The organism is Kitasatospora hibisci (assembly GCF_043950205.1).
Lineage (GTDB): Bacteria > Actinomycetota > Actinomycetes > Streptomycetales > Streptomycetaceae > Kitasatospora > Kitasatospora hibisci.
Map to the genome: position 1 here is coordinate 351,221 of NZ_CP171642.1, position 22,226 is coordinate 373,446.

Sequence of the window (22,226 nt, forward strand, 5' to 3'; positions counted from 1 at the left end):
ACGAACTTCGCGATCACACAGCCGGGGCCAGCAGACTCGGTCAGCTGGGGCCAGAAGAGCCGTACAGAACCAGTTCAGCGGACGGGCACGCCAGTTCATCGAGATGAACGAGAACAGGCGGTGCTCGACCTTGTTCCACTTCGATGTGCCGGGTGGCAGGTGGCACACGCTGATCTCCAGGCCGGTCTCGGTGGCGAGGACGGCGAGGTTGGCCTTCCAAGCCTTGGCGCGGGAGCTGTTGGAGCCGCCACCGTCCGCGGTGACCAGCAGTCGGCGCGCGTGCGGGTAGGCGACGCGGCCTTCCTCCTTCCACCAGCGGCGCAGGGCTGCGACCGCGAACGCGGCGGTATCGTGGTCGGTACCCACCACTACGTAGCCGGTGTTGCGCCCGATGTCGTAGACGCCGTACGGGATCGCGGTGCCGACCGCCTTGGTCGGGAAGTCGTGGTCGAGGACCTTCACCGGCGCGCCGGGAGGGGCCCACTCCCGCCCGGCCTGGGCGAACAGCCCGATTTGCTCCTTCTTCTTGGTGTCCACGCTGATCACGGGGTCGCCCGTGGCCAGGAACTCCCGCACCTTGTCGTTGAGGTGTCGGAACTGAGCGTCGCGGTCGGGATGACCGCTGCCTGCCAGGACCTTGGCGTTGCCCCGCAGGCTGAACCCGGCCTCCTTCAGTAGTGCGGCGATCGTGTCCCGGCCCACGACGCGGCCCTGGGCTGCGAGTTCACAGGCCAGGTGCCTCAGCGACTTCGTCGTCCACGTCAACGGCCCTATCGGATCGCCCTGCGTGCTGTCCTCGACCAGGGACAGCAGTGCGGGACGCAGTCCCGGGTCCTTCTCGGTCAGCGCCGGGCGGCCCCCGCCCGGGCGGCGCACCCTGCCATCAGGCTCGGCTCCTTTCTCCAGCTCGGCAAGTCCCCGGCTGACGCACCCCTTGGAGACGCCTGCGGCCTCAGCGACGGCGGTGATCCCGCCGTGTCCGAGCTGCCGCGCCTCCGCCGCGTACAGCAGCCGACGCTGACGTTCATCCAGATGCGGCCCCATCGCCTCCAGCTTCGCCCGCAACGGCTCGATCAACCCATCGAAACGCCCCATACCACATCAACGATCCAAAATCCCGGAAGCAACCAGTAGTTCCTCGGCGGGCCCATTGCGGGGTGTGACCGGGCATCCTTGCCATGGCCAGCGACGAAGCGCACGACACGCTGCTGCACGTCGCTCAGATCGCCGAAGGACTGCGGCGGTTCGGCGGGTTCACCCGGGAAGACCCGCGTGAACAGCATTTGCACTGTGTAGTACCTGTCGTAGAACCTCTCGACGCCCGTGCAGTCAAGCCAGGCCGGCCAGCACGGCATCGACCGCCCGGAGCGTCGTGGCCTCGGACGTTTCGGCCAGGGCCATCACTGCGAGGCTGCCGTAGGAGCCGCTCAGGAACGACATCGTCCCGGTCTTCTCCGGCGGCCGGGCGACGACCTGGATCAGCACGTCGACGACGGCCGGACCGGCGATGCCGAGTCGCGTCAACGCGAAGGCGGAGGCCCAGCGCAGCTCGACGATGGGACTGTCCAGGTAGCTTTCGATGAAGGGGACGGTCGCCGGCTCGCCGAGCAGCCCGAGGGCGACCACGCCCGTCGCCGCGGCGCCAGGTGAGACTTCATCGGCGACGAACGCCTTCAGCAGCGGAACCGATATCGAGGCGGACTCGGGGAACCATGCGAGCAGGTTCGCGGTCTCGGCGCGCAGTTCAGGGATGTCCGAGGCAAGCAGGACGGCGAGTGCGGGAAGTGCTTCCCGAACGGCGTCAACGGCCGTTGTCCCCATACTCATGCGGCTCAAAGAACGGCTGTCTCGAACCGGGTTGTGCCGCCAGCAAGCGCACCACCGCGAATATTCGGGTGCCCGTGCCGCATCCGCCGGGCACAATCGTCGCCGATGCCTCGACTGATTGCCGACCGGCTGCTCGCCGCCGTCGAACCACTGCCCCACCCGCTGCGGCTGCGCGAGGTGGCCCGCACCGCCGCCGCCCTCGCCTCCTCCGATCTGTCGGCCCTGCTCGCCGAGCTGGACGGCCGGGGCCTGTATGAACGTCGGCTTGCCGCGCTGGCCGCCCTCGCCGGACGGCAGGCACGCCATCTGATCGACCGGATCGACGACCCCGACCCGGTGGTGCGTCGCTACGCGCACCGAGCGGTCGGGGAGCTGCCCTTCCCGGGCGACGAGCTCGAGTTCACGATGCTCACCGCCTCGAAGGCGGTCCGCGACGAGTTGGCCCGTGCCATCCTGCGGGCCGGGCGCACAGCGGTGGCCGAGCGGTTGGTGCCCGTCATCCGCCGACGTTGGGGCGCCGCGGAGGCGGCCCGGCTGCTGCCGGTCTGCTCGCCCGAAGTCGTCGCCGCCGAGCTGCCGATGCTGGTGCACGCGATCTCCACCTCGCTCGGACGCCGCCACCCGGGCGCCGTGCTGGACGAGGCCGAGCGTCAACTCGCTGACCTGCCGTACGGGTTGCGGCAGGCTTCCTGGGAGTGGCACGCCCTCGGCCTGGCGGCTGCCGCCACCCGCGAACCGGCCCGGGTGCTGGAGCTGCTGGAGCGCCACCCCGTGCGCACGCTCCCCGGTCCGCTGCGCGATCGGCTCGCCGACCTCGCCGCAGTCTGCGCCGAGCGGACCACCCGCCTGCTGCTCGCGATCGACCGGCACCGCCACGACCCGCCGTTGCGGGCCGACTTGGCCCGCCGACTGGTCGCGGCCCGGCCGGATGGCCTCGTCGCGCTCGCGTACCGCCACCACGAGGACCACCTGGCGCTGCTGCGGCAGATGCCCCCGGCCCGGCGGCCAGCCTTCTACGACAAGGTAGCGGCGCTGCCCGGCCCGCACTACTGGTACTCCGTCGACGTGCTCGCCGCGCTGCCTGCGAAGGAGCGGTACGTGCGGGCGCGGGCCCGGCTAGCAGCGGACAGCCAGAACCTCGTCCCGCTCACCCTGCTGCCCGTCGCCGAGGCACGGCCGAGGCTGCTGGCCGAAACCCGCGCGGCCGAGGCTTGGGACCGCGGCTGGGCCTGGGCACAGCTGGTCCGCCAGGCCGAACTCTGCGGGGAACCGGGTGCCCTGCCCGAGGCGCTCGAACTGCTCACGCGACTGCGCAACGAGCAGGACCCGGTCCGCCGTGAGGCGTTGGACGCGGTCGCGGCGGTGCCGCCAAGGCTCTTCGACGACGCCACCGCCGGGCCGCTGGAGCGGCTCACCGACGACGCCCTGGCAGCTCGGGACTGTTCGCTGGGCACGCGCGCCTCACTCGTCCGCCTCGCCGGAGCCGTCCTCGGCGAGCACGCGGGCGGGCCGGCCCGCGAACTGCTCGCCTGGGCCGTGCGCACCATCGAACGGACCGACGGCACCGGCCTCACCCTCCCCCCGCGGCGCGAAAGCGCGGCGGTCGAAGAGCTGCGGGCCGCCCTGGAACGCTCGGCACGGTCCCGAGACGCCGCCCTGCTGCTCGCACTGGCCGAGACGCTCGGCACCAAGGCACGACGCGCCCCCGCCCTCGCCGAGATCCTGGAACGCGTCCTGCACTCCGGCGGTGACAGCGCGGTCGAACGGGCCGTCGCACAGCTGCTGCGCGACCCGGCGACCAGCCCCGAACGCGTGGCCCGGCTGCTCGCGTCGAGGCCGTCGGCCATCGCCCTGACCCCGGTGCGGGCCGTACTGACCCGGGTCCGCACCGATCTGCTCGGCCCCCTGCTCACCACTGCCTTGACCGCAGCCGACCTCGCCAACGCCGACCGCTGGTACCCCGCACAACAGCACGCGGCCATCGAACAGCTCGCCCGTACGGTCGGCGACCCCGCACGGGCCCTGGACGAGCGCGCAGCCGCCCTGCGCGCCGCCGCCCGGATCCCCGTCCACGGCGAGGCCCTGCTGCGCCGATACGCGGACTCTCCCGAGATCGTCCTCGCCGAGGCCGCGCTCGCCGCGCTGCCCTGGACCGAGCACCCCGCTGGGGCACTGGCCGAGTTGCTCTCCCACGCCGCCGACGACCGGTCCCGGGTCGCCCTGTACGCGGCGGGCCGCGCCGCCCGGTTCGCACCGAGCGCCGAACTCCGCTCCGGGCTGCGCCGGATCGCGCTCGATCCGGGGGCGAGAGTGACCAGCCGCAAGCAGGCCGTGCGGCTCGCCGCCGAACACCTGGTCCTGGCCGACGCGGCCGTGCTGCTGCGTGAGGCCTACACGGCGCCCGAACAGCACCAGGACGCCCGTGCCGCCGTGCTGGCGGTGATCAGCGAACGGATCGCCGACCTGCCGCTGTGGGACGTGCTCACCAACGCGGCCGACGGACCGCCGGGGCTGCGGGCGGCGCTCGTCCAGCACCTGCGCGCCCACGAGGTACCCGCCGAGCACCGACCCGCGTTCACCCGCCTGATGGCCCGACTGGCGACAGATGACGACCTCCTCGTCGCCACACCCGCGCGAGGGCAACTCGTCTCCTGGGGCCGGTACGCGCCGGAGGCGGTGCGGGCACTGGTCCCCCTGGTGACCGACCTCGCCGAGCGGGACCGCTGGGAGGGAGCGGCCCGGGTACTGACCGGCGTGGCGCTGTCGGACGCTCCGCACCCACTGGGCGGCTGCGCGCCGGGCAGCGTCCTGGCGGACGCCCTGACCGCGCTGATCGAGACCGTGCAGGCCGGGGAACCGGTTCTGCCTGGTCGCGACCAGCCGGCCCGGCGGCGGATCGCCGCGCTCACCGGCTCGATCTGGAGCCCGGAGGTGCCGGCACCAGTCTTCCGGGCCACCCAGCGCGAGGTCGGCTCGCTCCTGCTGACCGAACCCACACTGCTGCCCGAGGCCACCCGCCGACTGGTCAAGGCGCTCGACCTGGACGCACCCGACCTGGGCGAGCGCCTTGCCGAACTGGCCGTCCTGGTCGCCGACCGTCCGGCACTGGCGGTGGCCACCGCCGAGTCGCTGCGCCCGTACGGCAACGGACGGCGGGAGGCTCCCGAACACGCCCTGGCAGCCGCCCGCCGACTGGCCGCCGACGACGGACTCGCTCCCGGCCTGTTCGCCGTCATACTGACGACGACCGGGGCGCAGCTCGGCTGGCCCATCGCCTGGCGGGAGGTGCTGCACACGCTGCGCAGCCATTCCCGGCCCGACGTCCGCGACGCGGCGCTGGCGGTATTCACCGATCCAGCGTGAGTGGACCTTAGCTTGTCGTCTTACCTTCGGTGATCATCTTCTGTCTCGTTCGGGCTCTCGCCTGCGTGTTCGCTACTGGTTGGTGACCAGGGCGAGTCCGACGTCGTAGATGGGTGCTCGGTGGCGGTTGGGCTGGCCGGGTGGGCGCCCGGGTCCAGGTCGGGAGGGTCTCGCAACATTCGTCGGGCAGGGCAGGGTCGTGCGGATGTTGCGGAACCCGCGCCGGACCCGGGCGGGGGTGAGGCGTTCGGCGGGCTGGGGTCGTTCCCAAGGCCGACGGAGGTCCGCGGAGAGGGTTCTGGCGAGGCGGAGTTGGGTGTGGGCGGCCAGGACCAGGCGGGTCCAGCGGTCGGCCGCGGCGGGTTCGCGCAGGCGGGGACGGGTCCAGCCCAGGGTCTGCTTGAGGAAGCGGAAGGTGTGCTCCAGGTCGAAGCGCCGCAGGAACGCGTGCCAGGCGGTGTCGGTGTCCTCGTCGGAGGGTGTGGGATCGGAGAACCACAGCCAGACCGGCTTCGGGGTGCCGCCGGAGGGCAGAAGGTCGACGTCGAGGCGGATCAAGGTGCCCTCGATGGTGGGAAGTTGGCCGCGGTGGTCGCTCCACGCGGAGCGTCGCCAGACACGCGGGTGCAGGCGGTGCCAGGTCCGGATGCGGGCGGTGCCGTAGCGGCGGGTGGTGTGCTTGCCGTCACTGTCGGGGTCGCGCCAGGTCGCGGGGTCGGCCAGTGTGAACCGGGCTCCGTGACTGCGGGGTTTGCCGCCCTTGGGGCCCACCCGGTAGTCGTCGGGCACGGGATTGAAGAAGACGCGGTCGGAGCGCATCCGCACCACGATCTGGACGGGCAGGTCCCGCAGGAGGTAGGCCAGGCGCGGGTCGTCGTAGCCGGCGTCCGCCACGATCAGCACCGGCGGGTCGCCGAGCTTCCAGTGGCCGACGTTGAGGATGCCGCGCAGGACTTCTCGCAGTTGGTCGGCGGTGGCGGCCGCGGTGTCCGCGCCGGGTTCCAGGCGCTTGGTGTCCAGCAGGGCCGTCCACGAGGTCGAGCCCGACTCCAGGGCGGCGACGAAGGAGTAGGGCCAGCCTGGCACCATCTTGTGCGTGTTCTCGCGCCGGCCGTAGGTGTGGGAGAAGGAACGGCTGTCGCTGGTGTTGGCGTCCGGCCGCAGCCAGGCGGACACGTCGACGGCGAGCACGATCCGTCCGCCAGGGCCGCGGGGTACGTTTCGGGCCGCGATCGCGGCCCGAAGGCGGTCAGCGTCGAGGTCTCCTCGGTTCAAGGCGGCGTAGAGGGAGGCGTGCGAGCGCCGGTGCTCGGGCGCCAGGGCCAGCTCGACCAGGGCGCGGACCGGACCGTCAGCGCACAGCAAGGCATCCGACAGCTCAAGCAGTGCGTCCGCGCGGCGTGGCATCGCGGCGTACAAGTCCATTCGAAAGGAGGACAGTTCCTAGTGTCCTGAGTCTTAGAACCACTTCATAATTAGGGTTTGGTTGGCAGGCGGTTCAGGTAGCCGGCGAGGCGTTCGAAGATCTCGTCGGCGGACTTGGTCCAGGTGAACGGCCTGGGGTCCTCGTTCCAGTGAGCGATCCAGTCGCGGATGTCCTTCTCCAGGGCTTGGACGTTCTTGTGGACGCCGCGGCGTATCTGCTTGTCCGTCAGCAGGGCGAACCAGCGCTCCACCTGGTTGAGCCAGGACGAGCTGGTGGGCGTGAAGTGCATGTGGAATCGGGGGTGCGCCAGCAGCCACTTCTGGATCGCCTGGGTCTTGTGGGTGGCGTAGTTGTCACAGATCAGGTGGACGTCGAGCTCGGCGGGGACTTCCTTGTCGAGCTTGGCGAGGAACTTCTTGAACTCCGTTGCGCGGTGGCGCCGGTGGAGCGAGCCGATGACCTCGCCGGTAGCGGTGTTGAGTGCCGCGAACAGGGTGGTGACACCGCCACGCAGGTAGTCGTGGGTGCGGCGTTCGGGCATGCCGGGCATCATCGGCAGGACGGGTGCCGAGCGGTCCAGCGCCTGGATCTGCGACTTCTCGTCCACGCACAGCACGATGGCCCGCTCCGGCGGATCCAGGTACAGGCCGACGACGTCGCGGACCTTCTCGATGAACTGCGGGTCCTTGCTCAGCTTGAAAGTGTCCGTGAGGTGGGGCTTGAGACCGAAGGTGCGCCAGATCCGCGAGACGGTCGACTGGCTCAGCCCCATCTCCTTGGCCATCTCGCGGGTCGACCAGTGCGTGGCGCCCTTCGGCGTGGTCTCCAGCGTCCGCACGACCACTTCTTCGACCTGCTCGTCGCTCACCGTCCGGGCCGGCCCAGGGCGTTTCTCGTCCGCCAGCCCCTCCAACCGGTCCGCGGCGAACCGCTTGCGCCACTTGGCCACGGTGGTCGGATGAATATTGAGGCCTGCTCCCACCTGCGTGTTTGACAGCCCTTCGGCACAGGCGAGGACGATGCGGCAGCGCAACGCGAGAGCCTGGGCCGAGGTGGCCCGCCGGGACCAACGCAGCAGCGTCTCACGCTCGTCGTCGGTCAGAACCACCTCGGCCGTCGGCCGTCCCATGCGTGCCATGAGATCAGCATACTTCTATAGACTTCCTGAGACTCGGGACACTAGATGGGTGCAGATCTGATGAGGGTGCCTCGTTGGGGTGATTCGCGGGGTTTTGGGGTGTGACTGGGACTGCTGGCTTCTACCGTCGTCGGCGTTGAGCTCGCCGCTGGTGCGGGCGCTGACCGGGGTGGGTGGTGTGGTGCCGTCGTTGATCGAAGCGTTGGAGGCCAGGGAGGCAACGGCTCGTGGCCGCGTCGATCGGCTGCGTGAGCAGATCGCCCGACTGTCCGAGGAGTTGTCGCGGGTGGAGGTGGAACTGTCTCGGTGGCAGATCACGCGCCAGACTGTGGACGAGGTGCTGGCCGACGTCCCGGTGGTGGCGGGTGCGGATCGGGTCGGGGATGCGGAGTCCGCGGTCTTGCCGTTGGCGGACTTGGTGCCGGTGGTGCTGGCTGCCGAGGTGTCCGGGGACGCCATGGTGACCTCGCCGGCTTATCGGCGGATCCTGGTGGTGTTCGCCGAGACCTCGGGGCCGTTGCGGTGCAAGGATGTGTGCGCCGCCGTGGGGCTGGGGATGGAGGCCAAACACGTCGAGGGCATGCGTTCGAAGCTGAAGCGACTGGTCGAGCGCCAGATCCTGGCCGAGACCGAGCCGGGGCTGTTCGCGCTGTCGTCCCGGGCGGGTGCACGATGAGTGCGGGATGCGGGGCGGATTTGGCCATCGCCGAGACCGCGTTCGCGGCCTCCCGTCGCCTGTTCGATCAGGTCACCGACGAGCTGGGGTCCGCCGGTGCGGCGACGTTGACGCACTCGCAATTGGAGGATCTTCTGGGCTCGCGGATGCGGGAGGTGACCCGACAGCTGTTCCAGGATCATCTGCGACTGCGGGCGCTGACCGAACAGGGGCTTCCCGAGGTCGCGGACGCGACCGGAACCGAGCGGGACCGGTCCCGGATCCTGGCGACGGTGTTCGGAAGGGTGAAGGTCACCAGGATCGCCTACCGCGGCACCTCGGTGGCCGATCTGCATCCGGCCGATGCGGTGTTGAACCTGCCGACGGGGATGCACAGCCACGGGCTGGCCAAGCTCGCGGCGATCGAAGCGTCCAGAGGCTCGTTCGCCGAGGCGTGCGAACGGGTCAACGCCGTGACCGACGCCGGGATCGGGCACCGGCAGGTCCAGGAACTGGCCGTCGGCGCCGCGGCCGACATCGACGCCTTCTACGACGCCCTGGTGCCGCCGAAGCCGAACGCCGAGGCGTGAGCGTGACCATCGTCATCGACCTCATCCACGTGCTCGAATACCTCTGGGCCGCGGCCTGGTGCCTCCACGAGTCCGGCGACGCGGCCGCCGAGGACTTCGTCGCCCGCCACGCCCGCACCGTCCTCGACGGCGGCGCCGAACAGGCCGCCACCGCGCTCCAGGCCGCCGCCCGCACCGCCCGGCTGAAGAAGAACCGCCGCAAGGGCATCGACGACGCCATCGCCTACCTGCGCAACAAGGCCCCGTACCTGCGCTACGACACCGCACTGGGACGCGGCTGGCCGATCGCCACCGGCATCATCGAAGGCGCCTGCCGCCACCTGGTCAAAGACCGCCTCGACATCACCGGAGCCCGCTGGGGACTCGCGGGTTCCGAGGCCGTGCTCAAGCTCCGCGCCCTGCGCACCAACGGCGACTTCGACACCTACTGGACCTGGCACGAGAAGCAGGAGTTCACCCCCAACCACCAGGCCCGTTACCGCGACCAGCTCACGACCGCCGCGTGATCGACAGCACCCTCATCAGATCTGCACCCCAGATGATTTACGTCGGTGACACGCAGGCCCGCGAACGGCTGGCGAGGTGAGACGGCGTTGGCGCCCCACGGCCCTGCCCCTTGACTTCCAGAGGGCAGGGCCGTGCTGTACTACCAGCGTGACGTCAGCCAGTGGAGAGTGATGGTCACCGGCAGGGCGCCCACGGCGTAGGCCAGGCCGAGCGCCGCCCGCCTCGCCAGCACCCGGGCGCTCGGCAAGTACCGGCGGACCTCCGCCCGCTCGTTCTTGCGAGATTCCGCATCTTCCTTATCGATCATCAGGCTGCTCCCCAAGTCGCTGTTGACGATGACTGCTTGAGGGCTCCGGAGCCACGACAACAAGATAGGCCCGTCCGGAAGTTCGCCCTTTCGAGGAAGTCAGGTTCGCGGTCGTCTCTGCGTGACCGGCAGCACTCGCGAAGAAGTCCGATTTGGTGCGATAGGCCGTTTTGTGAACCCGTAGTTGGTGAAGAACCCGCCCAGGCGGGAGTCGTAGCCCCTCCGTTGCGGCTGCCGTACGAGATGATCTTGTCGTGCCTGCGCGAAACGGTCCGATTGGTGCGTAGGTCGTTTTCAATCCGCAGTTGGCGAGGAATCCGCCTCAAGTCGAGTCGTAGCCCTGCGTCACTGCCACTTGGGGATGATCTTGCAGTGTTCGAATATGATGCGCCCCGCCTCGAACATGCATGCCCCGGAAGGCGCTGGTGGATACGCCGGTCTCACACTTTCGGCCTAGCGGCATGCGCGGTCGGCTGCGCTGCCGGTACACAGTTACTGACCGTGTCGACGGAGGGTCTGGACGCGTGTAGATCCAGGGTAATCCGTTATGTGGTTGAGACATTGAGCCCTTTCAACCCTTGCTCAGCAGGGTGAGGCGTCGTGCGACGTTGACGGCCACCCGGATCAGCGAGATCGCGGTCGGCCACACCGGCTGCGGCCTCGGCTCCGTCACCCGATCAGTGGGCGATCTGAAAGGGCTCAGTTAGCCTCGATCTTTCATGACGGTCCGTTGGTCATCCGGCGGGCCGTTTCGGCTCTTCTGGCCGGTGGCGGGCATGCCTGCGGCCCGGCTGTCGCGTCGGGTGGGCGCCGGGTTCCACTGCTCCGGCCGGAGGATGGTTCGTCGAGACAGAGCGTTGTTGCTGGTCAGCCGGGGTTCGGGAGGGCTTGGAGGCGCTCGAACGCAGTCGTGATCGTCTGGGTCCGGGGCCAGTGGCGGGCCAGGCGGAGCCAGCGGCGGCGGCCGGTGGTCACCAGGTGGGCGGCGGCGGAGAACAGTCGCAGTCGCAGGCGTTTGGGCTCCCAGCGGCGGGCGGGCCCGTCCAGGGCGAGCATCGGCATCCAGGCCAGTAGGTCGAGGGCGAGCTGGACGATCTCCAGCCAGACCTGGTTCTGGGCGGCGTCGTGCAGGGGCAGGTTGCGCAGGCCGGTGTCGCGGGCGGCGCGGATGAGGTCCTCGGCGCGGGCCCGCCGGCGGTGCCACAGCTCCAGGGCCGCGATCGGCGCGCCGGCGGTGTTGGTGGCGAAGCAGGTCAGCCGCATGCCGTCGGCGTCGGTGAAGCGCAACTGGGCTCCGGGGTGGGGCCGTTCTTTGCGGACGATCAGCCGCATCCCCTTCGGCCAGCCGGTGAGGACATCGCCGGCGAGTTCGGCGACCCAGGCACCGTCGCGGATGGCGCCGTCCGGTTCGGCGGCCGCAGTCCAGGCCGAGGCGGGCACCGGCAGCACCGCCTGGTGGATCGCCTCCGTGATGGTCATCCCTGCCGAGTAGGACAGCCACCGGCCGCGTGCGGTCAGCCAGTTGAGGAACTCGTGGGTGCCGCCGCCGGAGTCGGTACGGATCAGGATGCGCCGTCCGCGCCGGTACTTCTTCGGCAGCTGGGCCAGGGCCACATGGTCGGCGGCGATGTGGTCGGCAGCGGTGTTGCTGCCCGCGTTGCCCGGCCGCAGCAGGCCCGCGACCGGCTCACCGGAGCCCTCCTGACCGTGGTCGACGAACGCGAACAGCGGGTGGTGGCCGAAGGTCTTCTTCCGTCGGCCCGTGCCCGCCGGACGGCTGCCAGTGCCCGTGGTACGGCTGCGGCGAGGGTGTCGACCAGCCGGGAGACCGTCGGGTCCGAGGCCACCGGCCCGAACATGCCGGGCTCCGACCGCAGCATCGCCACGTCCGCCAGGCAGTCCCCGCCCAGCGCCACCGTCAGCGCGAGATCCAGCAGGATCTTGCCGGGGTCGTGCACCGCCCTGGGCTTGCGCCATGGCGCGAGCGCCGCCGACAGCGCGTCGGCCAGCCCTGTCCTTCGGGCCGTCTCGACCAGCAGGACCCCGCCGGCCTGCGAGACGACCCCGCGGCCGCCACCCGATACCCGCACACGTGGGTAGGACCCGATACGCTTACTCACCTGGGAAGTGCCTCCGACGGGCGTGGGAACAAGGGCCTAGACAATCCTCATTCTCGCAGGTCAGAGGCACGTTCTGCTTTGCCGATCACCTGCCGGACAGCCCACCTCATGAAAGCGCGAGGTTAATACATGGGCGGCGACGGGCGGCGGGATTCGGCGATCAGGGCGCGGAGGGCGTCGGCCACGGCGGTGGGGCGTTCCTGCATAGCGACGTGGCCGACGCCCGGCAGGGTGAGCAGGCGGGCGTCACGGAAAGCGGCGTAGCCGCGGGCCGCCGTGCGGAAGGGGACGAGGCGGTCGTCCCGGCCGTAGACGAGCAGGGTGGGTGCGTGGACCTGCCGCGCCTGGTGCCAGGCCGAGGACGGGCCCCGGCGCAGGTGGGAGCGGACCACGGCGCGCACCCCTTCGGCCAGCATCCCCTGGGCGTAGGGGAGTTCGGCGCGGCGTGCGCGTTCTCGTGCCTCGATCGCGCGCTGCTCCGGGCCGACGAGGCCGGGGTCCGCGTAGATCAGGCGGTAGAGCTCGTCCAGCTGCCGGTCGGAGCTCTGGGCGGACAGCAACCGGCTGTACAGACGCGGGGCGCCCGGCAGGCCGAGCAGGGACACCCGTAGGGCCCGGGCCGGCGGGACGGCCGGGAGGACCGGGGAGACGAGCGTCAACGTGGCGACCAACTCGGGTCGGCAGCAAGCGAGATGGAGAGCCACCAGGCCGCCGAGAGAGTTGCCGACCAGGTGCACGCGACGGTGCCCCGTCCCGTCGAGGTGGCTCGCCACGGCCGCGGCTTGGCGCTCGACGCTGACGACGCCGTCGGGCGGGGGCGCCGACCGTCCGAAGCCCGGGAGGTCGAGGGCGAGGCAGTGCACGGTGGCGCGCAGGCGGTCGATCAGCGCCGCCCAGTTGTGGGTCCACCCGCCCAGCCCGTGCAGGAACACGGCGGTGTTGGCGGCCGGAATGGTACTGGGCACGTACTCGGCGGCGAGGGGTTCCTGCATGGTGGTCCGTCCTCCGAGGCGGGTTCGGTTGGTCGTCGTCTGCCGTCGGTTGCTCAGCGCCGCAGGATGCCGGCCGTCTCCGCGACGACGATCCGGTAGTGCCCGATCAGCCGGTCGCCCACCGCCTCCCAGCTGCGTTCCACCACCGCGGCACGGCCTGCCCGTCCGAGGGTCGCCCGCAGCTCCTCGTCCCGGGCGAGCCGTTCCACCGCCTCCCGGAACCCCGCGCCGGCACCGGGCGGAACGAGGAGGCCGGTGCGCCCGGGGTCGACGAGGTCGAGTGGTCCGCCCGCGGCCGGGGCGACGACGGGCAGGCCGCTGGCCATCGCCTCCTGGATCGTCTGGCCGAAGGTCTCGAACGGCCCCGCGTGTGCGAACACGTCGAACGAGGCGTAGAGCTGGGTGAGTTCGTGCCCCGACCGGCGGCCGAGGAAGACCGCGTCCGGCAGCGCGGCCTCCAGCCGGGCCCGGCAGGGTCCGTCTCCGACCACCACCAGCCGCACGCCCGGGATCCGGGACACCTCCGCCAGCTGCTCGACCTGCTTCTCCGGCGCCAGGCGTCCGACGTACCCGACCAGGACCTCGGCGGGGCGGCCGAGTCGGCGGCGGACGGCCTCGTCGCGATGGCGGGGGTGGAACCGTGCGCAGTCGACGCCGCGCGGCCACAGGTGGACCCTGGGGACGCCGTGTGCCACCAGGGCGCCCAGCGACGCCCGGGACGGGGCCAGCGTCCGCGCGGCCGCGGTGTGGATCTGCCGCAGCCGCCGCCACGCCAGCCGGGCACCTGCCGCGCCCGCCACCGGCAGGTAGGTCGCGGCGTAGGCGGCCAGGTCGGTCTGGTAGACCGCCACCGAGGGGACCCCCGCCCGGCCGGCCGCCGCGGCTGCGCTCGCCCCGAGGACGAACGGGCCGGCCAGGTGGACCACGTGCGGGCGGTGCCGCTCGATGGCGTCGGCCACCTGCCGCCCCGGGAGCGCGATCCGCACCTCGGGGTAGCCGGGCAGCGGCACCGACGGGACGCGGACCACCTCGTAGCCGTACGCCGCATCGCGGCCCCGCCCCCTCTCGCTGCCGCCGTTCGGGCCCCGTCGTGCGGTCTGCGCCGCCGGTGCCACCACGACCGGGGTGTGCCCGCGGGCCACGAGGTGCTCGGCCGTCCTGAGCACGCTGTGGGCGACGCCGTTCAGCTGCGGGGCGAAGGACTCGGTGACGATCACGACCCGGAGCCGGTCGCCGTCGGCGGCCGGCCCGGGCGCGAGGGGCGTCGCCGGCGCGGACGGAACGGCGAGCCCGTGCGGGACGCCGCTCACCGCGCGACCCCCGGTTCCGGCAGGGGCTCCGGTACCGGAACGATCTCGGGTGCGGCCTCTGACGCCGCCCCCGCTGCCGGGCGAGCCGGGCGGCCCGGCCCCACGCCGACGGATCGTCCGACCTCGCGCAGGTCCCCCCGGATCGCCCGGAACGAAGCGGCCAGGCCCGCCTCGCAGTACGGCACGCCGACCTCCGCGCAGTAGGCGCGCACGATGCGCGACGCGGGGCGCAGCGCCGCCACCGGCATGGCCGGGAAGAGGTGGTGCTCGATCTGGTAGCCGAGGCCGCCGAAGAGGAAGTGGACGAACCGGCCGGCCTTCAGGTTCCGGGAGGGCAGCACCTGGCGGCGGAGGTAGTCGGCGCGCTCCGCGTCCGGGTCGGTCATCGGCATGCCCTTGTGGTTCGGGGCGAAGATGCACCCGAGGTACACGCCGAGCACCGCCCCGCAGAGCGCCGCGAAGGCCAGCGCCTGGAGCGGTGAGAGCGCCGCCGTCAGCAGGGCCGCCGCCAGGGCGTAGTGCAGCGCGGCGAGGGTGCGCTCCAGGACCGGGTGCCGGACGGTGCCGCGAGTGAGGGTCAGGCAGGTGGCGGCGACGAGGCCGAGCGCCTGCAGCGAGAGCAGCGGGAAGAACAGCTCCGCCTGGTAGCGGGCCACCAGGCGTCTCAACCCCCGTGTCCGCCGGGCCTGTTCGACGGTCCTGGCGAAGAGGACGGCGTCGGCCGCCGGGTCGTGGCCCTCGCGGTTGGGGTGCGCGTGGTGGCGGTTGTGGTCGGCGACCCACCAGCCGTAGCTCATCCCGACCACGAGGTTGCCCAGCAGGATGCCGGCCAGGTCGGTGGTCCGGCGGTCGGCGAACACCGCCCGGTGGGCGATGTCGTGGCCGAGGAGCGCCAGCTGGCCGAGCACGAGGGCGAGCAGGGGCGCGAGGCAGAGCTGCCACCAGCTGGCGCCGAGCGTGACGAAGCGGGCCAGGAGCAGTGCCAGGGCCGCGAACAGCGCCGCGCTCCGGCAGGTGTAGTAGAGCGGGCGCCTTCGCAGCAGGCCGGCGTCCGAGACGCGCCGGTACAGCTCGGCGAAGTCGTCGTGCCGGGTGGTTCCGGCGGTCGGGGTGTCCTGAACGGTCATGTCACCATCCGGTCTGGGAGCGCTCCGGTCGGTCGTGGCCGCCGCGCGGCGCGGCCCCGGGCCGGGCGGGCCCCAGCGTTCCGTATACACCCCGTCTTTGTCCCGTCCCGGCCCGTGTCGCGCCCGAAAGCGGCTCGATCGGACGGGAAGCGGCCTCCATCGCTCCGATGTGTGTCCGACAGTCGATCATGTGGTCGGTCGTCCGCGCCCACGGACAAGGAGTGGCGGCTGCCGTCCGGCTACTACTGCATCAGTTCGGTGCGGGGGTGCTCCGGCGACACCGGGCAGATGCAGACCTGCTGTCGGTAGCCGCTGCCGATCCGGACCGCGGTCGCTTGCCGCGGGCCCGCACCACGTCCAGTAAGAAGCCCCCGTCGAGGTGCGGGACGTCGCAGTACAGCCACGGCTCGTCGGCGGGCCGCAACAGTGGCCCGCCGACCGAAGTGTCATGTGGTGACGGAACCCCGGGGCGGGGGTGCGGTCGGGTCGCCGTGCGTGCCAGCGGAGCCAGTCGAGGAAGCACAGCGGTGACGTCGAGGGGCCGCGGCGGGGTGGGCTCTGACCCGAATCCGCAGGTAGTGATCGGCGGCCAGCCAGTTGATCTCTGTGCTGGCCGTCGGCGCGGGTCCGGCGCGTGCGGGCAGGACGATGTCCCGGCTGGCGCGTCGGGTGGGCGGCTTTCCAGGGCTGGTGCGGGTGGTTCGGGCCCGGTCGGGCGGGCCGGTCAGACGGCTGGGAGGTGCCGGTGAGCGCGGATCCGGGCGAGCGTGTTGGCGATCAACTCACCTGCCGTGGCGGTGAAGTGGAGTTCGTGGCGACGGGCGGTGATCGTGCAGCGGGCGGCCCGGCGGATCAACAGGCGACGCACGGTCGCGATGCGGCGCCGGGCCGTGTCCAGCGGGCTGAGCATCTGCAGCCACGCGGTGAGGTTGTAGGCCAGCAGCGCGCCCCACATCCACATGCTGTTGACCGCGTGGGAGCCGGACGGCAGATGGTTCAGGCCGGCGCCGTGGGCAGTGTCGCGGAACAACTCCTCGATCCGGGTGCGGCGGCGAAACTCCCACTCCGCCACCGCGATCTCCTCGTCCAGGTCCAGGTTCTCGTTGGTGGCGATGAACGAGTAGGCATACGCGGTGTCGGCGATGCCGTCCAACACGAGGGCGAGCTGGTCCTTGCCGACGGTGCGCGAGCGGCGCGAGCGCGGGTCGGCGGACAGTACGGCGGCGTCGTAACGCACCCGGCGCGCGATCACCCGGGTGCCGTCGGGCCATCCGGTGGGCACGTAGTCCAGCAGTGCGACCTGCGCGCCCGGGTAGTCCAGAGCGTCGGTCCAGTCGTCCTCGTGCACGCGGGCCACCGCCCGCCACAGTGGCTGGCTGCGCGGGACGCCGAGTCGGAACAGGCATCCGCGGACGGCGATCTTCTCGGCGACCCTGCCCGCGTAGTAGCCCGAGTCGCCCTGGAACAGGACCGGGCCCGTCGCGCCGGCCGCGCGCACCGCGTCCACCGCCCGGTCGACCTGGCCCGGTGCGTGGGTGCGTCCGTCGGAGCGGCCGTCGAGCAGGTCGGCGGCCAGCACGGTGCCGGTCTGGGCCCAGTGCGCGGCGTGTACCCGCCCGGCGATCTCGCCCTTGTAGGAGCGTACGACCTGCTCCTTGCGCACCGAGTAGACCTCGACGTCCTTGGCGTCCATGTCGATCGTCACCCGCCCGGCTAGCACCCGGGCCCGCTCGCCGACCGGCAGCGCGGACAACGCGCTCGCGGTGACCTGCGCACACCCCGCCTCGATGCCCTCGCGCCGGGCCTGGTCGAACCGGGTGGCCAGCGTGGCGGCCGTCGTGGACGGCGGAACGGGCGCGGGCAGCAGAGCCTCACCGACCCGATCGGCCCGCAGCCGGTCGAAGCCGACCAGATGGTCCTCGCCGGTCAGCTGCACCACAGCCATGGCCAGCGCGAACTCCCCGCCCGAAAGTCCCCGATCACGTGCTTTGACCGGCCCGATCCCCGCGTCCAGCGCGGCGGTGACACCCAACGCCCGGTCCAGCTCGGCCACCAGCACCAAGCCGCCGTTCTCCGTCAGCGACCCGTCCGGCACACCCACCCGCGCCCGCAACCGGCTCCAGCGACGGCCGGGGGTGCGGGAGGTGGTACGGCGGCGCGATATCGTCTTCACTCGACAGGTGCACTTTCACGTTTGAGCTGGTCACGGCGTAGGAACCTTGATCTTCTCAAACCGGCAGTGCACCTGTCGTCGTATCAGCTACCAACCGCTTCCACTACCTGCGGATTCGGGTCTGAGCCGTCCGTCCCCGGGCCCGGCGGCTTGCTACCTGCTGTGCAGGATCTGGATCAGGTTGCCGCAGGTGTCGTCCAGGACCGCCGTGGTGACCGGGCCCGTCTCCCGCGGCTCCTGGGCGAAGCGCACCCCGAGCGCCCGCAGCCGGTTGCACTCCGCCGGTACGTCGTCCACAGTGAAGGAGGCGGCCGGGATGCCGTCCCGGACCAGCGCCGCCCTGAACGGCTGGACGGCGGGGTGGCCGGACGGTTCCAGCAGCAGCTCGGTCCCGTCCGGTTCCTCCGGTGAGACCACGGTGAGCCACCGGTCCGTGCCGCCCAGCGGGACGTCGTGCTTCTTCACGAAGCCCATCAGCTCGGTGTAGAAGCGCAGCGCCTTCTCCTGGTCGTCGACGAAGACGCTGGTGAGGTGGATCTTCATGGGGGGCTCTCCGGTGCGTCGGACCTGCGCCATCGGGTGGCGATGTGCCCGGGATTTCGGGGATCGCGCTCAGGCTATGCGCCGGGCCGCGGCGCACGGCCGCGGGGAGGAGCATCCGGAGGGGACTCCACTCGATCGGCGCAGCGGGCCGACGCGGCCTGCCGGCCCTCCCGCCGGGTCGGTGCAGGGAGCTGTTGGGCGGGCGCTTCGGCGAACCGACGACCACCCGCCAGGCGCGCCGGCCTTCAGTACCGCACGGGGTGGGACATCTGATGGGCCAGTCGCTCGTCGGCGCCGTCGCCGATACGTGTGAGGAATTCGTCGAGGTGCATGTACTCCTCCCACGCGGGCCGCCCGCCGGCTCGGGAGAGCTCGGCCACGACGCGGTCTTCGAGGTCGGAGACACGCTTGTTCTTCCAGACCTTGTCGGCCAGGCTCACGATCAGGTCCTCGATCCCGATGCCCGGGGCGTTCCAGGAGGCGTGGGTGGCTGCGAAGCGGGCGAGTTCGGCGCTCACCCCGTGCTCGACGAGCAGATCCCGCCCGGCCTCCTCGTGCTCCGCGCCGGGGCCGCAGAGTTCGGCGGCGTGGAGGATCTTGCCGATGTCGTGGGTTGCCGCGCCGTAGAGCACCGCGTCCCGGTCGAAGGGCAACTCCGGGTACTGCGGCTCCAACCAGTCGACGAGTTGCCGTGCGACGTCGTGAACGGCTCGCAGGTGGGCGACGAGGCGAGGCGGAGCATCCAGCCGTTGCAGCAGTTCGGCCACCGCCGGGGGCAGCGGCCGAAGCGGTGGCTCGTGCGCGTCGTCCAGGCCGATCGACAGTACGTTCACGGTTGTCACCGCGTCAGGGTAGCCACCCGGTGTTCGCGGAGCGGACGGGAGGAGGGTTGCGCAGGCGGTCTTTCGCGGGGCCGGGGTTCGTAGAACGCTACGAGCTGCTGACCGCACCCGAAGGGAGCCCGCGTGAATCCGCCGCTCGTCCTCGATCCTGCCGGCCGTGACCGTGACGCCGAGAGCGCCGTCCTGCACACCGGCTCCGCCACCCGCGTCGACATCCTGGGTGTCCAGGCGTGGGCGGTCGCCGATCCGGCCGTCCTGCTGTTGCTGCTCAAGGACCCTCGTGTCTCCAAGGACGCCCATCAGCACTGGCCGCAGCTGCCCGAGGTGGTCGGCACCTGGCCACTGGCGCTGTGGGTGGCGGTGCGGAGCATGTTCACCGCGTACGGCCCGGACCACCGCCGGCTGCGCCGGCTGGTGAGCGGCGCGTTCGCCGCCCGGCGGATGCAGGCGCTGCGCCCGCGGATCGAGCAAATGACCGCCGCCCTGTTGGACGAGCTCGCCGCCACGCCCGCCGGTGCGGCCGCCGATCTGCGCGAATGCCTCGCCTACCCGCTGCCCATCCGGGTGATCGGCCACCTGATGGGGTTGCCCGAGCACCTGCAGCACCGGTTCCGCAGCAACGTCGACAACGTCTTCGACACCACCCTCACCGCCGAGCAGGCCCACGCCAACACCGAGGCGCTGTACGCGATGCTCGCCGAGCTGATCGCCACCAAGCGTGCGGCGCCCGGCGACGACATGACCTCGCTGCTGATCACCGCCCGCGACAGCGAGGGCGACGGGACCGCCCTGACCGAGCAGGAGCTGCTCGACACGCTCCTGCTCGTCATATCCGCGGGCTACGAGACCACCGTCAACCTTATCGACAGCGCCCTCACGGCGCTGCTCGGCGACCCCGGTCAGCTCGACCACGTCCGTGCCGGGCGGGCCTCGTGGGGCGACGTCGTCGAGGAGAGCCTGCGGCACAGCGCCCCGGTGGCGTACCTGCCGCTCCGGTACGCCGTCGCGGACGTCGAGCTGCCCGACGGCCTGACCATCCCCCGGGGCGACGCGATCCTCGCCTCGTACGCCGCCGCCGGCCGCCACCCCGCCGTGCACGGCAAGGACGCCCACGTCTTCGACGCCCTGCGCGCCGTCAAGGACCACCTCGCCTTCGGCAGCGGGGTCCACTTCTGTCTCGGCGCACCGCTGGCCAGAATGGAGGCCGAGGTCGCGCTGCGGCTGTTCTTCGAGCGCTTCCCCGAGGCCGCCTTCGCGCCCGGCACCCGGCTGCGGTCGCTGGAGTCGCTGATCTCCAACGGCCACCAGGAGCTTCCGGTCGTCCTCGGCCCTGACCGGGCGGCGCACCGCCCGTAGACCGGGCAGGCCGGACGACCGGCGTTCACCCGCGGAACCGTTGACAGCCCGTCACGGTGATCGGTGTAATGCGTGTGCCGCACGGCGCGCGACGCACACACACCACGTTCAGCGCACGTGGCACGCGGCACACACACGGCACACCGACCGTTTCGGGCTGTTCCCGGGGGAAGCAGGAAGTCATGGGCGCGGACAGCACGGACCGCGACGCCGCGGAGACCATGGACTCCACGGGGGCCGCCGGGCTGAACGCCCGGATGGCCGCACTGTACGGGCGCGACGAGACCTGCCGGAGCCTGGGCATCGCGCTCGACGCGGTGTCCCCCGGGCGGGCGCGGATGCGCATGACGGTGGGCCCGGCCATGGTGAACGGCCACGGCATCGCGCACGGCGGCTTCCTCTTCCTGCTCGCCGACGCGGCGTTCTCCTACGCCTGCAACGGCTACGGCCCGGTGACGGTGGCGCAGGCGGCTCAGGTCACCTTCCTGGCGCCGGCGGCGGTCGGGGACGAGCTGACCGCGGAGGCGGTGGAGCGGGTCCGGTCCGGGCGGAACGGGATCTACGACGTGACGGTGCGGAACTCCGCGGCCGGGGTGGTCGCGGAGTTCCGCGGGCAGAGCGTGATGCTCGCGGGGAAGCCGCACACCGGCTGACCGGCGTCCCGCCCCCGCCCCCGGCCGTCCGCCGGGCCGCCGATCAGACCGGCGGGCGCTCGTCCACGACCTGCTGGAGCTTGCCGGTACGCGGGTTGGTGGTGAGCCCGGAACGCGGTACCCACTCGACGGTGAGGTGGTGGATCGCGCCGGCGGCGACCTCCTCCGGGTAGAGCGGGCGGGCCCGGTACACCGCCTCGACCAGCCGCTCCCCCAGCCCCGGCGGGGGCTCCTCGGTGCAGCCGAGCCGGAGGATCAGGCCGTCCTTCCCGTCCCAGCGGCGCTGCACCAGTTGCATACCGGAGACGGCCTGGTCCGGGTCGTGGGCGACCAGGACGTCGCGGATCTCCTCGGTCGGCATGGCCACGGTGCCGACCCGGGCGCCCTCGACCGACCGGCCGACCAGCCGGAACCGCCGGCACTCGCCGTCGACCCACTCGGCGCGGTCGCCGGTCGGGTAGCGCAGGATCGGCATCAGGGTGCGGAACAGGTTCGTGACGACCACCCGGCCGGCCGTGCCGGGGGCGGTGATCGGCTCGCCGGTGACGTCGTCGACCAGCTCCACCACGGTGCGGTCGGCGAACGCCTCGTGCACCCGGACGTCGCCGCCGGGCACCGGGGCGCCGACCAGGCCGGCGTCGACCGAGGCGTAGCCGATCGAGGCGACGGCCGCCCTGGGGAAGGCCCGGGCCAGGATCGGGCGCAGGTCGGCGAAGAGCAGGTCCCCGCCGAAGAGCAGCAGTTCGACGCGTTCGGCGGCCTTGCCGTGCTTGACCAGGTGCTCGGCGACGGAGCTGAGCTTCATCGGCTCGCCGGCGAGCACGTCGACGCCGAAGTCCTCGATCAGGGCGGCCACGTAGGCGTCGGGGGCGGCGGCGACCGGCAGCCGGACGTTGTCGACGGGCGCGTGGTGCAGGGCGTTCTCGATGTAGAGGAAGCCGCCGTACAGCTCGCCGGCGCAGAAGAGGTTGGCCACCCGGTGACCGGGGCGCAGGCCGGCCTGGACGAGACCGGCCCCGAAGGCGGTGACCGAGTCGGCGTGTTCGGTGCGGGTCCAGGGGGAGAACTTGGGCACGCCGGTCGTTCCCCCGGTCTTGTAGACGCCGGCGTCCGTCAGCGGGCCGGTGAGCAGGCGGTTGTCCGGCCAGGAGTTGGCGGCCCAGAAGGCGGTCTGCTCGATGACGGGGAGCTGGTGGAGGTGCTCGACGCGGGCGGGCAGGTCCCGGTAGAGCTCGGCGTAGAAGGGTGAGTTGCGCCGGGCGAAGTCGACCAGCTCGGGCAGCGGTTTGGCGGGCAC

General features: G+C 71.8%; 18 protein-coding genes and 3 pseudogenes. 6 read left to right on the top strand and 15 right to left on the bottom strand.

All coding sequences use genetic code 11. From position 1 onward, the window contains the following. Positions 1–75: 75 nt before the first annotated feature. The 3 genes and pseudogenes from ACF9IK_RS01695 to ACF9IK_RS01705 all read right to left on the bottom strand — a co-directional run. Positions 76–1,095 (bottom strand): annotated as a pseudogene (locus ACF9IK_RS01695) (ISAzo13 family transposase); the annotation flags it as partial. After that, a complete protein-coding gene (locus ACF9IK_RS01700; RefSeq protein WP_395292434.1) occupies positions 1,074–1,283 on the bottom strand; it encodes a hypothetical protein in 210 nt (69 codons plus the stop codon). The gene ACF9IK_RS01700 and the pseudogene ACF9IK_RS01695, both read right to left, overlap by 22 nt. Positions 1,284–1,329: 46 nt before the next feature. After that, positions 1,330–1,827 (bottom strand): HEAT repeat domain-containing protein, encoded by a 498-nt coding sequence (locus tag ACF9IK_RS01705; RefSeq protein WP_395292435.1) that lies wholly within the window; start codon positions 1,825–1,827, stop codon positions 1,330–1,332. Positions 1,828–1,932: 105 nt separating this feature from the next. Here ACF9IK_RS01705 and ACF9IK_RS01710 point away from each other — a divergent pair, with 105 nt between their 5' ends. Further along, positions 1,933–5,190, top strand: a complete 3,258-nt coding sequence (locus ACF9IK_RS01710; RefSeq protein WP_395292436.1) for a hypothetical protein — start codon at positions 1,933–1,935, stop codon at positions 5,188–5,190. A gap of 72 nt (positions 5,191–5,262) precedes the next feature. Here the strand turns inward: ACF9IK_RS01710 and ACF9IK_RS01715 are convergent, their stop codons facing one another. Both ACF9IK_RS01715 and ACF9IK_RS01720 read right to left on the bottom strand, forming a co-directional pair. Further along, positions 5,263–6,630: an NF041680 family putative transposase gene (locus tag ACF9IK_RS01715; RefSeq protein ID WP_395298439.1), complete on the bottom strand. Its 1,368-nt coding sequence runs from the start codon at positions 6,628–6,630 to the stop codon at positions 5,263–5,265. Between the two features lie 35 nt (positions 6,631–6,665). Then, positions 6,666–7,754, bottom strand: a complete 1,089-nt coding sequence (locus tag ACF9IK_RS01720; protein WP_395292202.1) for an IS630 family transposase — start codon at positions 7,752–7,754, stop codon at positions 6,666–6,668. A gap of 136 nt (positions 7,755–7,890) precedes the next feature. Here ACF9IK_RS01720 and ACF9IK_RS01725 point away from each other — a divergent pair, with 136 nt between their 5' ends. Genes ACF9IK_RS01725 through ACF9IK_RS01735 form a run of 3 tightly spaced genes read left to right on the top strand, consistent with a single transcriptional unit; the run spans position 7,891 to position 9,505 of the window. Next, positions 7,891–8,430, top strand: coding sequence for a hypothetical protein (locus ACF9IK_RS01725; RefSeq protein WP_395292437.1), 540 nt, complete (start codon positions 7,891–7,893; stop codon positions 8,428–8,430). 20 nt (positions 8,431–8,450) lie between these two features. Continuing rightward, complete coding sequence (locus ACF9IK_RS01730) at positions 8,451–8,999, top strand: hypothetical protein (protein WP_395292438.1); 549 nt, start codon at positions 8,451–8,453, stop codon at positions 8,997–8,999. A 2-nt stretch (positions 9,000–9,001) separates the two neighbouring features. After that, entirely contained in the window at positions 9,002–9,505 is a 504-nt protein-coding gene (locus tag ACF9IK_RS01735; protein WP_395292439.1) for a hypothetical protein, read from the top strand. Positions 9,506–9,645: 140 nt separating this feature from the next. Here the strand turns inward: ACF9IK_RS01735 and ACF9IK_RS01740 are convergent, their stop codons facing one another. The 9 genes and pseudogenes from ACF9IK_RS01740 to ACF9IK_RS01780 form a co-directional block, all read right to left on the bottom strand. Beyond that, positions 9,646–9,813, bottom strand: a complete 168-nt coding sequence (locus ACF9IK_RS01740; protein ID WP_395292440.1) for a hypothetical protein — start codon at positions 9,811–9,813, stop codon at positions 9,646–9,648. Between the two features lie 867 nt (positions 9,814–10,680). Then, positions 10,681–11,933 (bottom strand): annotated as a pseudogene (locus tag ACF9IK_RS01745) (IS1380 family transposase). A 122-nt stretch (positions 11,934–12,055) separates the two neighbouring features. Continuing rightward, positions 12,056–12,925 (bottom strand): alpha/beta fold hydrolase, encoded by an 870-nt coding sequence (locus ACF9IK_RS01750; protein ID WP_395292441.1) that lies wholly within the window; start codon positions 12,923–12,925, stop codon positions 12,056–12,058. A 53-nt stretch (positions 12,926–12,978) separates the two neighbouring features. Further along, complete coding sequence (locus ACF9IK_RS01755; RefSeq protein WP_395298440.1) at positions 12,979–14,142, bottom strand: glycosyltransferase family 4 protein; 1,164 nt, start codon at positions 14,140–14,142, stop codon at positions 12,979–12,981. 89 nt (positions 14,143–14,231) lie between these two features. Next, positions 14,232–15,362 carry an acyl-CoA desaturase gene (locus tag ACF9IK_RS01760; protein WP_395292442.1) on the bottom strand — a complete coding sequence of 377 codons (1,131 nt, stop codon included), beginning with the start codon at positions 15,360–15,362 and terminating at the stop codon, positions 14,232–14,234. A gap of 376 nt (positions 15,363–15,738) precedes the next feature. Continuing rightward, positions 15,739–15,945 (bottom strand): annotated as a pseudogene (locus tag ACF9IK_RS01765) (hypothetical protein); the annotation flags it as partial. Between the two features lie 141 nt (positions 15,946–16,086). After that, positions 16,087–17,535, bottom strand: coding sequence for an IS1380 family transposase (locus ACF9IK_RS01770; protein ID WP_395292443.1), 1,449 nt, complete (start codon positions 17,533–17,535; stop codon positions 16,087–16,089). A 153-nt stretch (positions 17,536–17,688) separates the two neighbouring features. Beyond that, positions 17,689–18,078 carry a VOC family protein gene (locus ACF9IK_RS01775; RefSeq protein ID WP_395292444.1) on the bottom strand — a complete coding sequence of 130 codons (390 nt, stop codon included), beginning with the start codon at positions 18,076–18,078 and terminating at the stop codon, positions 17,689–17,691. Positions 18,079–18,323: 245 nt separating this feature from the next. Beyond that, positions 18,324–18,920 (bottom strand): HD domain-containing protein, encoded by a 597-nt coding sequence (locus ACF9IK_RS01780; RefSeq protein WP_395292445.1) that lies wholly within the window; start codon positions 18,918–18,920, stop codon positions 18,324–18,326. A gap of 123 nt (positions 18,921–19,043) precedes the next feature. On the opposite strand from ACF9IK_RS01780, the gene ACF9IK_RS01785 reads away from it, so the two are divergent. Together ACF9IK_RS01785 and paaI are read left to right on the top strand one after the other, a co-directional pair. After that, positions 19,044–20,276 (top strand): cytochrome P450 family protein, encoded by a 1,233-nt coding sequence (locus tag ACF9IK_RS01785; RefSeq protein ID WP_395292446.1) that lies wholly within the window; start codon positions 19,044–19,046, stop codon positions 20,274–20,276. A 182-nt stretch (positions 20,277–20,458) separates the two neighbouring features. Further along, entirely contained in the window at positions 20,459–20,929 is a 471-nt protein-coding gene (gene paaI, locus ACF9IK_RS01790; RefSeq protein ID WP_395292447.1) for a hydroxyphenylacetyl-CoA thioesterase PaaI, read from the top strand. Positions 20,930–20,972: 43 nt separating this feature from the next. Here the strand turns inward: paaI and ACF9IK_RS01795 are convergent, their stop codons facing one another. Next, on the bottom strand, positions 20,973–22,226 hold the full coding sequence (locus ACF9IK_RS01795; protein WP_395292448.1) for a phenylacetate--CoA ligase family protein: 1,254 nt from the start codon (positions 22,224–22,226) through the stop codon (positions 20,973–20,975).